General features: G+C 39.8%; 11 protein-coding genes. 7 read left to right on the top strand and 4 right to left on the bottom strand.

Going from position 1 to position 12244, the window contains the following annotated elements:
* Positions 1–13: 13 nt before the first annotated feature.
* The 6 genes from nirD to AC04Q1_RS02650 all read left to right on the top strand — a co-directional run bounded on the left by nirD (position 14) and on the right by AC04Q1_RS02650 (position 7917).
* Positions 14–361 (top strand): nitrite reductase small subunit NirD, encoded by a 348-nt coding sequence (nirD, locus tag AC04Q1_RS02625; RefSeq protein WP_029276048.1) that lies wholly within the window; start codon positions 14–16, stop codon positions 359–361.
* Between the two features lie 58 nt (positions 362–419).
* A complete protein-coding gene (locus tag AC04Q1_RS02630; protein WP_478361544.1) occupies positions 420–815 on the top strand; it encodes a hypothetical protein in 396 nt (131 codons plus the stop codon).
* A gap of 34 nt (positions 816–849) precedes the next feature.
* The gene (locus AC04Q1_RS02635) at positions 850–2214 is read left to right on the top strand and encodes an MFS transporter (protein WP_478361546.1); all 1365 of its coding nucleotides are present in this window, start codon (positions 850–852) and stop codon (positions 2212–2214) included.
* Positions 2215–2250: 36 nt separating this feature from the next.
* Positions 2251–5805, top strand: a complete 3555-nt coding sequence (locus AC04Q1_RS02640) for a molybdopterin-dependent oxidoreductase (RefSeq protein WP_478361548.1) — start codon at positions 2251–2253, stop codon at positions 5803–5805.
* A gap of 129 nt (positions 5806–5934) precedes the next feature.
* Complete coding sequence (locus tag AC04Q1_RS02645) at positions 5935–6438, top strand: nitrate reductase associated protein (protein WP_478361550.1); 504 nt, start codon at positions 5935–5937, stop codon at positions 6436–6438.
* Between the two features lie 3 nt (positions 6439–6441).
* On the top strand, positions 6442–7917 hold the full coding sequence (locus tag AC04Q1_RS02650) for a rubredoxin (protein WP_478361552.1): 1476 nt from the start codon (positions 6442–6444) through the stop codon (positions 7915–7917).
* Here AC04Q1_RS02650 and AC04Q1_RS02655 read toward each other — a convergent pair.
* Both AC04Q1_RS02655 and AC04Q1_RS02660 read right to left on the bottom strand, forming a co-directional pair.
* Positions 7912–8496: a molybdenum cofactor guanylyltransferase gene (locus AC04Q1_RS02655; RefSeq protein ID WP_478361554.1), complete on the bottom strand. Its 585-nt coding sequence runs from the start codon at positions 8494–8496 to the stop codon at positions 7912–7914. The two genes, AC04Q1_RS02650 and AC04Q1_RS02655, sit on opposite strands and share 6 nt — an antisense overlap.
* Before the next feature lie 10 nt (positions 8497–8506).
* The gene (locus AC04Q1_RS02660) at positions 8507–9151 is read right to left on the bottom strand and encodes a Crp/Fnr family transcriptional regulator (RefSeq protein WP_478361556.1); all 645 of its coding nucleotides are present in this window, start codon (positions 9149–9151) and stop codon (positions 8507–8509) included.
* Between the two features lie 236 nt (positions 9152–9387).
* Here AC04Q1_RS02660 and AC04Q1_RS02665 point away from each other — a divergent pair, with 236 nt between their 5' ends.
* On the top strand, positions 9388–9588 hold the full coding sequence (locus AC04Q1_RS02665; protein WP_055910391.1) for a hypothetical protein: 201 nt from the start codon (positions 9388–9390) through the stop codon (positions 9586–9588).
* Between the two features lie 62 nt (positions 9589–9650).
* Here the strand turns inward: AC04Q1_RS02665 and AC04Q1_RS02670 are convergent, their stop codons facing one another.
* Both AC04Q1_RS02670 and AC04Q1_RS02675 read right to left on the bottom strand, forming a co-directional pair.
* The gene (locus tag AC04Q1_RS02670; protein ID WP_478361558.1) at positions 9651–10958 is read right to left on the bottom strand and encodes a PepSY-associated TM helix domain-containing protein; all 1308 of its coding nucleotides are present in this window, start codon (positions 10956–10958) and stop codon (positions 9651–9653) included.
* A 36-nt stretch (positions 10959–10994) separates the two neighbouring features.
* Positions 10995–12242 (bottom strand): DUF4374 domain-containing protein, encoded by a 1248-nt coding sequence (locus AC04Q1_RS02675; protein WP_478361560.1) that lies wholly within the window; start codon positions 12240–12242, stop codon positions 10995–10997.
* Between the last annotated feature and the right edge of the window lie 2 nt (positions 12243–12244).

The following is a 12244-nucleotide window of genomic DNA, read 5'->3' on the forward strand; positions in this document are numbered from 1 at the left end:
AAAACCCAAAATTATGAATGAACAATCAAATTGGCTAGCAGCCTGCCGAGTCGAGGATGCCATTGAGAACGGTGGCGTTTGTGTAAAACATGGTGAAGATCAGATTGCACTTTTCTATTTCACCAGAAGAAACGAGTGGTATGCCACTCAAAACGAATGCCCGCATAAAAAGCAGATGGCATTAAGCCGTGGAATGATTGGCTCCACTACCGATGAACCTAAGGTAGCCTGTCCTTTTCACAAAAAAACATTCTCATTGAGCACTGGCGAATGTTTAAGTGGCGACGAATGCGCCATAAAAACCTATCCTGTAAAGATAGAAAACGGAACTGTTTACATTGGCACAACGCCAAAATCTTAACCTGACCCAGTAAGATTTAAACTTTTCTTGATAAAAATTTAACCCAAACCAAACCGACATGAAGATTTCTAATTATGTAGCCATAACAGGCTGCCTTGCACTTACCTTGTTCTTTTTTTCTGCTAAATCGCAAACTAAAGCCGTTTTATTCGATGGTACTATCGCTGCCGGCTACGTTGATCACGGTGCTTTTATAAACTGTACCGGACCGAGCATAAAATTCAGCAAAAAACCCTATACTGTTTTATTGGGGCTACTTCCAAGTTTACGGATCAAAGAAGATAAAGTTGCCGCAGATGCTCCTAAAAATGCAGCCCTTACCCCTAACCTCGGCTTTGGCTTAACGACAGCCTTTCGCCATATAGCCTTACAGGTACCCCTATACTACAACCCCAAAACTGCAGTCAAAAATGGCGAATGGAACGTTGGCGTAGGCTTAGGCTATAAATTTTAACAAGACCACATTGATCACGCTTAAACCAATCATTATGACACAGCATACTACTCAACCACTAGATAAACTTAATATATTTTCGCTTAAAGGTGTTCAGATGAAGACCTTTCATATTACCTGGTTAACTTTCTTCTTCTGTTTCTTCGCCTGGTTCGGGATGGCGCCCCTGATGAAGATAGCGAGAGAGCAGCTTCACCTGACCAAAGATCAGGTGGGCAATATTCAAATTGCATCAGTATCGGCCACCATTATTGCCCGTTTACTGATCGGAAGATTGATTGACAAATTTGGCCCTAAACTGATCTATACCTGGCTTTTGGTACTTTGCGCCATTCCGGTACTGTTAATCGGAACCAGCCATTCTTATACTTCCTTTTTACTATTCCGCCTGGCCATTGGCGTAATTGGTGCATCATTCGTAATCACCCAATTCCACACCTCGATTATGTTTGCTTCCAAAATTAAAGGAACAGCAAATGCAACAGCGGGTGGTTTTGGAAATGCCGGTGGTGGTGCGGCCAATTTATTTATGCCGTTAATTGCCTCGGGCTTTACTGCCCTCGGTTTCTGCAGCACGGAAGATAGCTGGCGTTATGCCATGATTTTCCCAGGTATCATGCTTTTGATCTGTGCCTTTTTATATCACCGCTATACTTTAGATACCCCAAAAGGTGATTTTAAAGACCTTAAGGATGAAAGCATCAAAAGCACTAAAAACACCTTCTTAATTGCCGCGAAGGATTACCGCACCTGGATTTTAACCATCGCTTATGCCGCATGCTTTGGCGTAGAAATTACGGTAGACAACTTTGCACCAATCTTTTTTACAGATTCATTTGGCGCAACCATAGCAGTTGCCGGAATGGTTGCAGGCATTTTTGGCTGGATTAATATTTTTGCCAGGCCACTGGGTGGCATTATTGCCGATAAAATTGGTAAAACCTGGGGATTTGATGGCAAAACACTTTTGCTAGCCTTACTGCTTTTGGTAGAGGGGATCGGTTTAATCTGGTTCGCAAAATCGGGGAATATCGGTATGGCTATTTTCATGATGTTTGTTTTCGGCCTGAGTTTAAAAATGGCCAACGGCGCAACTTACAGCCTTGTTCCTTTCATTAATCCGCTTGCAGTTGGTAGTGTAGCCGGTATTGTAGGCGCCGGTGGAAATATCGGTGCCATGCTCATTGCCTTTATGTTTAAAGCTAAAGCCAGTCACGCGGCCAAAAATGTAATCGAAAATGGCCATAACGTTCAAAAAGACCTGATTGATTATACCAACGCTTTTACTTTACTTGGTTTTATTATCCTCGGAATTGGTGTTGCAGTATTCATCTTCAGAACCATAATGGCACAAAAAACAGCTGAAATAGAAGACCTGGTACTAACGCCCAGCAAATAAACAGCGCGAACAACACCTATTATACAAGCCGATCATTTGAAAGAAGAAAAAAACATATCGCCGAAAAATACTACTACCTGCTGTTATTGCGGGGTGGGTTGTGGCATTGTAGTGAATAAAGATATCCATGAGCGCATCACTGTTGAGGGAGACAAAAACCATCCTGTAAACAAAGGTATGTTGTGCAGTAAAGGCATGAATCTTCACTATACAGCGAACGATAAAACCGATAGGCTGCTTTACCCCGAAATGCGCTACAACAAAAATATGCCCCTCCAAAGGGTAAGCTGGGATACCGCACTGGAAAGAACAGCAGCAGTTTTTAAAGCATTAATTAAAAAATATGGTCCCGATAGTGTGGCTTTCTATGCCAGCGGACAGTGTTTAACAGAAGAATACTACGTAGTAAATAAATTAATTAAAGGATTTATCGGTAGTAATAACATCGATACCAACAGCCGCTTATGTATGAGCAGTGCGGTTGTTGGTTATAAAATGAGTCTTGGTGAAGATACCGTGCCCATTAGTTATGATGATATTGAAATTGCCGATTGTATTTTTGTTGCAGGCGCAAACCCGGCATGGTGCCATCCTATCCTATGGCGCCGTGTTGAAGCCGCAAAGGAGAAAAATCCTGCTTTAAAAATCATTGTTAGCGATCCCCGGAAGACACAAACCTGTTCGCTTGCCAATATCCATTTACAGCTTAATCCGGGCACCGATATTACCCTTCACCATGCCATTGGCAGGTGTTTAATTGAAGATGGAAAAATTGATCCTGATTTTATGATCAACAGCACCAATGGTTATGAAAAATACCACGCTACTGTTTTCGAAACATCAGTAGCCGAAGCAGCAGCTATTTGTGGCATCAAAGAAAGTGATATCCGTTTAGCCGCATCTTACATCGGTTATGCAAAAGGTTTTATCAGCATGTGGACGATGGGACTTAACCAAAGTGTGGTGGGTACAAATAAAAACCTTTCATTAATCAACCTAAACCTGATTACAGGCCATATTGGCAAACCTGGAAGCGGGCCATTTTCCCTTACCGGACAGCCGAACGCCATGGGTGGCCGCGAAGTTGGCGGTTTAAGTAATTTATTACCTGCACACCGTGTTTTAGCAAACGAAAGTCACCGTAATGAGGTTGAAAAATTTTGGCAGATTCCATTGGGCACCATACAAGCTAAGCCGGGCTTAACTGCCACCGAGATGTTCGATGAACTGAATACCGGAAAACTCAAAGCAATATGGATTTTATGCACGAATCCTTTAATCAGCCTGCCCGATGTTCGTGTAGCCGAAGAAGGATTAAAAAAAGCAAAGTTTGTAGTCGTTCAGGACATTAGCAATAAAGTTGAAACATTAAAATATGCCGATGTAGTTTTACCTGCAGCGGCCTGGGTAGAAAAAGAGGGTACCATGACCAATGCAGGTCGTTATATCTCTTACCTCAGTAAAGTAACCGAAGCACCCGGAGAAGCTTTAGCAGATTCGGAAATTATCTGCCGGTTTGCAAAAAAAATGGGTTATCATGGTTTCGGTTTTAAAAACACTTCCGAAATATACGATGAGCATGCGGCTTTAACCGAAGGAACCAACATTGATATCAGCGGTCTTAATTATCAGATTTTAAAAGAAAAAAGAGCTGTTCAATGGCCATACCCAAAAGAAGAAAGAGCATTTGGAACGGCCAGGTTATTTACCGACCACCAGTTTTATACTCCTGACAAAAAAGCCAATATCCTATCATTTGATGATCAGAACCAATCAGAAGCTTTAACCCCTGAACATCCGCTGATTTTAACCACCGGAAGGATCAGGGATCAATGGCATACACGGAGCAAAACAGGTAAGGTAAATAAACTGAACCAGCACATTACTGAGTCATTTTTAGAAATTAACCCCATTGATGCCGAGATTCGAGACATAAAGGACAGCGACATCATTGAAATTTCGAGTTTACGGGGAAATGTTCGCGTAAAAGCAAAGTTTTCGGAAGATATTAAACCCGGAGTAGTTTTTATGCCTATGCACTGGGGCAAAATCCTGGAAAGTGATTTGAACCGCGTGAATAACCTCACTAATAACCTGGTCGATCCGCAAAGCAAAGAACCTGATTTCAAGTTTAGTGCGGTAGATGTAAAACTCTACAAAAAAGCGCGGCAAAAGATCATTGTGATTGGGGCAGGTGCAGGCGCCTGTGGTTTTGTTAAAAGCTACAGGGCTTTAAATACCGAAGATGATATCGAGATTTTTAGCAAAGAGAATTTCCCCTTTTACAACCGGGTGCTTCTCCCCGATTATATTATTGGCACTTTGCCCTGGCATAACCTCATAAAAATGAGCGACAGTGAAGAAACCGATTATAGGATTAAACTGCACCGGGGATTGGGTATCGAAAAAATCAACAAAGAAGATAAAACCGTTATCGATAGCAATGGCGAAATCCACTCTTACGACGTTCTGCTTCTGGCCACCGGAAGCAGGGCTTTTGTGCTTAAAGATATCCCTAAACTAAATGGTATATTTACGATGCGCAGTCGTAACGATGCCGACAGCTTTAAAAAACATATTGATACCACAAATGGAAAAGTTGTCATTGTTGGTGGTGGACTATTGGGGATTGAGCTGGCCACTTCACTGGCTGAAACCGGATCAAAAGTAACCATCATCCAGAGGATTTCCAGATTAATGGGGCGTCAGTTAGATGCGCTGGGCAGTCAATTACTGCACGAAGAATTGATCAGCAAGGGCATCGAAATTTTCTATAACGATGAGGTAGGCCGTATTATCGGCGAAAAAAGCATTTCGGGCATGCGTTTAAAAAGCGGTTTATTGATCGATTGCGAATCTCTGGTAATCGCCATCGGTACCGTTCCGAATACCGAACTGATTAAAGAAGCCGGTATAGAATGTAAAAGAGGTGTTGTGGTTGATGAATACCTCAGGACCAATGAAAAGGATATTTACGCCATTGGCGAAATTGCTGAATTTAAAGGCCAGATGTACGGCATTACCGCAGCAGCAGAACAACAGGCCGAAATCGTGGCACGTTTTCTTTGCGGAGATATTGCGAAATTTTATCAGGGCAGCTTACTCATGAATATCCTCAAAATGCACAGTTTAGAACTCTGCTCTTTAGGCCTGGCCGAGATACCCAACAACGACCCTACCTATGAAGAAATTGTTTTTATCGATAAAGCAAAACGGTACTATAAAAAGTGTATCGTACACAACGATAAACTGGTTGGAGCGATATTAATTGGTGATAAAAGTGAATTCCTGGAGTTTAGAAACCTGATCGAAAATAAAATGGAGCTGAGTGAAAAACGGCTTCAACTATTAAGGAGTGGTAAAACTACCGAGCCCATTATTGGCAAAACCGTTTGCAGCTGTAATAATGTTGGCGAGGGCAATCTGATCAATAAAATAAAAGATGGCTGTAAAGATCATTTGCAGCTTTGCCAGTTAACAGGCGCCGGAATGGGCTGTGGCAGCTGCAGACCAGAAGTAAAGGCAATTTTGGATTCGTTTGTAAACGTTTTAAAAACAGACCCTAAGCCGGTTTTAGAAGATAAATTATAAGTTTTGGCGGTCCGTCATCCTTTACCGAAAGTTCAGGATCAAGATCTATCCGGTAAAAAAGATGCTGAAACGCGTTCAGCATGATGTAACGCATTGAAACATTAAAAAGATGATTAAAATAAAAAAATAATGAAAGTTAAAACGGGTCCTTCAGAATTTAAAAACCTTAAAGGAATTGAATATTTTAAATTCGAAGAAGATTTTATTGAACAAAATATGCGTTGCATTCCTATGGTTGTCCGTTTTAAGATGGATATAGCAGGAATAAAGTTAAAATTGGCAGAATGGAGCAAATTTCACGCATCAGAAAGAATCCAACTCGCGCTATTACCGGTTTCAACTCAGGACCAAACCGATAAGTACCATCAATTTCTGATTGGCCTGATTACGAAATATACCGGAAACCAGGCCACAACAATGGCTATCGATCCCTTACCCGATTGGGAAAATCTACATCAGATCCCTTCAATGCTGAGCGAAAAATCGGCTGAACTGCAGCTTCAACTTTCCATAGATCAGTGGCGTAAACTCACCAAAATCCAAAGATTTGCACTTTTAAAATTGTGTAGGCCAGGGCACGAAAACAAGAATTTCCCTAAAGCAATAACAGAATTTGGACTTCTAAACAGTTAAGCCATGTATCAAACCATCTCCATTAACTTTCCAGGTGGCATCATATCACCAGGAAACCTGTACAACATTCTGGTAGCAGCAACAAAAGCAGGGATGCAATATGTTCGTTTTGGACTCCGCCAGCAGTTATTGATTGATACGACAACCTACAATATTGACATATTTACGGGTGAAATGAATAAACTTGGAATCGATTATGAAGTAGATAGCAATAATTTCCCGAACATTATCAGCTCTTACCCAGCCGAAGAAATTTTTATCCGTAAAACCTGGCTTACCGAAGGGGTGTATAAAGATATTTTGGATGACATCGATTTTAAACCTTCAATAAAAGTAAATATCTGCGATAGCAACCAGAGTTTAACGCCCATGCTAACAGGCAACATCAATTGGATTGCTTCTTCACAATCAGAACATTACTGGCACTTGATTATCCGCTTTCCGAAAACCAATGTGATATATGAGTGGAACCAACTTTGTTACACCAACCATATTGCTCTGGTAACCAAGGAACTGGATAGCATCATCAAAAATAACCAGTCTCAATTTATAGATCACGAACAAGCAAACGGCGAAGATCTTTTTGCACTTTTAGATCAGGAAAACTTTATTCTTAAACCGGCAGACAACACCGTATCGCTATCATCGTTTAATCTACCTTACTACGAGGGCTTAAACCGTTACAACAACAAATATTGGCTGGGCATATACAGGCGTGATGAACTATTCAGCATTGCATTTTTAAAGAAACTGTGTCAACTTTGTTTAGATACCAAACTCGGTCAGTTATGTTGTACTTCCTGGAAAACCATCATTGTGAAAGGAATTGACGATAAAGATAAAAACCTTTGGAATGCGCTGCTTGAAGAATTTGAGATTAATATGAGACATGCAGCCAACGAGCTAAATTTCCAGGTAGAAGATAACTGCAGCGAAGGTTTGGCACTAAAAAGCTTTCTTGTTAAACATTTAAGCATTGATGATACCAGAACATTTGGGATTTGCTTTGGTATTAAAACACGTAAAAAAAGTGAGGTTTTTAGTAGTATCCTGATCCAAAAACGCCACTTGATTGATGTATTGGGATTGAAACTATTCCCCGTTTATGATATCCTTTGTGCTAAAGATTTTAATCCCAACGAACGTACCGGCGAAATTTTTAGCCGAAGTAACCCCAGCTTTCTGTTGCCAGAACAAATAAGACGTTCGATATTCAGGTTCTATAAATATCGTTTAAATGCCATTAAAACAGACAAACAAAGCTGTCAAACAGAAGAAACCGTAATAAAAGATGGCGATTTTCTATATCAATGTAATAACTGTTTAACTGTTTATAATGAGCGGATCGGAGAAACTCAAAACAATATTAATCCGGGTACTGCATTTAAAGATTTACCAGATGATTATTGCTGCACGCTTTGCGAGGCAGAGAAAAATAAATTCAGTAAAATTAATCAATCTGCTTTGCAATTATTATAAGCCGTTAATTTCGGCATGAGAATTAAAGTTCCCGAAGTAACAATAATCAGCCTCATCAACCATAATTTCGCAGACCCGTAATTTGCCCAGAACATATTTCATGCTATGATTAACCAGCGCACTTCTCTCCAACATAAAAAGTTTTTTTTTCATCGCCTGCGATTTATAAATTCCACACAGGGGTTCTTGTTGGTCATTTTTGGTAAAAATATAAGCATCGAAAGTATCGTCTGTTTTAAACGAATGCAGGACTCCCTGCAGTAGCCTGGTTTCCATTAATAACATGTCGCAGGCCAATAAGAATAAATCTTCTGTTGGGTGTGATAAGTGTGCAGAAAGCACACCTAATAATGGTCCTCTGATATCAAGCGAAGGATGATCCGTAATTAACTTTTCTTTTTCAAAATAATCAGTATAGGTTTTTTGCTGTGATAAGTTAATCGAAAATTTCACCAATAGATCAAGCGAACTCAATTTATCATACGCCACTTGTGCCCAAAGCTTATCATGGTGGTTAAGCAACCCTTTATCGGTGCCCATACGCAAACTCTGACCGCCACATAAAACTATTCCCAACATATAAATCCGATTATCTGCTAATTAACTCAGTAAGCCCCGCATCGTTTAAAATACCGATCTGTTTTCCATTAACAATAACTAATTTTTCGGCAAGTAGTTCGTTCATGGTCCTAAAAACGGTTTCGTAGGTTGCTCCGGTAAACGCAGCAAGATCCTGACGGCTTAAAGCCACATTTAAAAAGCCTTCACTATCTAAGCCAAATTGATCTCTCAAACCCAAAATAGCAACTGCCAAGCGCCCTTTAACCGACATTAATGCCAAATTACGCATCTTCTTCTCCGAAGCGTGAAGTTCATCGGCATAAAACATTAATAAACCATAGGCAAATTCATGGTTTACTTTTAGCGTGGTTTTAAAAAAATCGATATCAACAAAACAAAGTTTAGTGGTTTCTAAAGCCGTTGCAGAGATAGGATAAGAGGAAATGCTGCTGCTGATTCCCCGATGACCGAATATTGCCCCTTCGTTCGCAAAGCGCAAAATAAGTTCTTTATCTCCCCATTGTTTATGCACCTTTACGTTCCCTGAAGTTACAAAGTAAACACCGCTAACAGGATCACCTTCTTTGATAATCACCTCCCCCTTTTTTGCAATAAAATTTCGTTTATGACCTTCAATAGCAGGATGCCATTCTTTTAAAGTAAGTCGGCACATAAAGCAGGTTTTAAGATCGCAACTGCTATTTTTCTTCATATATCTCGGGCATGTTGGGTAAAAATAACAAATGATTGCACAATTTTATCTTATCAAGTACAAATTCTCGGTTTCTTCACTATTGTTGAAAATTTTATGAGAATAAAACTCGCTGAATTAGAACACTTAGCAATTTTTATACACACGCTTGCAACAAAGAAGTTTAAAGATATGCCACCAAATCATAATTTTGTGTTATGGCAAATACAAACGTTAGAAAATCAATCCAGAATAAGATCGAATCATTAGGTAAGGAAATCGAAACCTTACAGGCAGAACTAAAAAGATGGGAAAAAATTGCAGCCGATTATGAAACCAACTCGGAAAGCATTGATTTGATTTTATCGATACAATTACCTGAGAAACCTGAACCAAAAGCTAAAAAGGTAAAATTGTAAAAAGATTAAAAAAAGAAAACCCGGACAATGTCCGGGAATTCAACTAACCATACCTTAATATTTTAGTCCTGTTCTATAATTTCTTCAGTTTTTTTAACAGGAATTTTTGCTCCCGGCTTATAAGCGGTTGGCTTACTTACACCTTCAGTTGAAACAGGTTCTTTTTTGGGCGCTTTTTTCTTGAATTTTCGTCCATACCAGATCAGGAAACCAGTAATAGGTAAACTTGCTCCAATAAGTGAAGCTAAAAAAGCCATTACCTTACCGGGAAAACCTAAAATACTTCCTACATGGATATCGTAATTCATTTTTCTGAGCTTCCCGCCAAAACCCGCTTCTTCGTAAGAAATTGAATAAACACCTTCGCGTTTAAATTCTTTTAAGGTGTGTTGATCGAAAGTATAACCCTGATTATTGTAAAACTGCCCGGTATTGGGATAAACAGTAATGCTAATTGTAGCTTTTGCTTTGGAGGTATCCGGAAAATTATAATAAAAGCCCTGAGATTTAGGATGACGGCTGATGACCTTTTGCCAGGCCAGATCCATCGCTTTCTGTGGGGTGTAGAATTTTCCTGCGGCTAAGGAATCTGATTCTAATCGCTGGAAATCACTTAATTTATCGCCTCCGGAAGTTACCCAATATAAACCCTCACTGTACCATTTAATGCCATATACCATTCCGGTTAAAGCGATAAAAAGTAGAAAAATCAAAGAATAAAAACCCAGTACATTGTGCAGATCGAGATTTACCCTTTTAAAAGAAGCGCCCCATTTGATTTTGAAACTCTTATCGCGTGTGGATTTATTCCATTTTTTAGGGTACCACCAAATTAGGCCGGTAATTAACAGCACCACAAATATCATCGTACCATAGTTTACAATTGGCCTTCCAATGGCATAAGGCAACCACAAGAAGCGGTGACCATTGAGAATAAACCTAAAAAAATCGACTTCCCCTTTTTTATGTACAACTTTACTGATGACCTCACCCGTGTAAGGATTAATCTTTAAGCTTGTTCCACCGCCCCGTCTGCCTTCATCCTTTTTTCCTCTCAGATTTAAGCTGATGGCTCTTCCCTGTTGGTATTGGGCATATGAAGGAATCTTCTCCGGATAAATCTTAAAAGCAATGGCACTGAGCTGTGATGGCGTAATAACGGGCTTATCCTGTTTTTCAATTTTGGTTTCAGGTTCTAATAAACCGGTGATTTCTTCATTAAAAACCCAGATACAGCCAGTGATGCAAACAATCAGAACAATGATTCCCGATATTAGGCCAAGCCAAAGGTGAAGCCATTTATTGATCCTGTTAAATGAGGAATCTTTATTTTTTTTCTTTATCGGATTAGTTTTGTTTACCGTTGCCATTGTTCTGTTTGTTTAGTTTTTTTGATAATTGTGTGCTTATTTTAAATATTGAACGGCAGTAATCACCCCGCCTTCTACTTTCAAGCCCCTTGTAGCCGTTGCGGTAGCCGCATCAATTTTATACACGTAACTTGTACCATCGGTTAAATTGAAGCCCAGGTAAGCCAGCTTTCCATCTTTAGGGGTATAATTGTTTGTAGTGATACTGGAAATGGCTGTTTCAGCAGGCAGTCCGGAAACTTTTTTAAAGGTTTTATCAACCACATTTAAAACACCGATTGTTTTACCTACTACATAAGCACCCTTATTTGCTTTTAGTACTGCATTTACGATGAAGTTATTGCCTCCGATATAAATCCAGTTGGTAATTACATAACCACCGGAAACGGATTCGAAATCAAGAAAATAGGTTAAATCGAACTCTGTTGTACCTGCTTTAATTTTGGTAATGGCAGATGGTTTGGTGGAGGTGATTTTAGAATCAGTGAGCACATCAGTAGTTTCGGTATTGTCATCAACAGCAACCGAACTCGAAAATGCATATACATCTCCGTTTTCTACTACGCCCAATCCATCGGTAAAATATCTTCCGATGAAACTGGTACGGTCATCTTTAATAACTTTCTCCAGTTTCATCTCTGGATAAGAATAAACCGCTATCCAGGCGGTATTTGGATATTTAGTCCAGAATCTACTGCCATTGATCGAGAAAAATGGCGCATACACTTTGTTTCCAACTTGTTTAATCCAGCTAAAATGTGCGATTTCGCCATTATTTCCTGGTGCTGTAGCATCTAGTGTGCCTTCGCCAGAAATCAAAAGATTGTTGGTATTTACGCGGTAAAAGTTTGCTGTAGGTGCTGCTAAATTCCTTGGAATTTTAACCAATAACAAATCGTCATTAACCGGTGCAAAAGCCTGAACAGTTTCGGTTTGAAAATTTGAAACCTTATTTAGTTTGCCTGCTAAAATATTGTAGGTAGTCACTGCTCCCGGATTTCCCTGTCCATAAAGCATACTAAAAAACTTATTGTTGTGGGTAACATAATAGCGGTAAGTCCCATCCTGCTCTACTCCGTTTCCAGCCGTAGAGATTGTTCCCTTGTCTAAATCACTTGCAGTAAGCAGATAATCAGCTACACCCGTAGAAGCCACCGGCGTTACGGCCAAAATAAAGTTCCCCGGGTTTTCCGGAACACTTTCGCCTTCTTCTTTTTTTGAACACGAGGTAAGTACGGCAGCGAAAGCTAATGCTATAAACGCTTTGGTAAAGTTTGTTTTCATAT

The organism is Pedobacter humicola, from assembly GCF_056490705.1.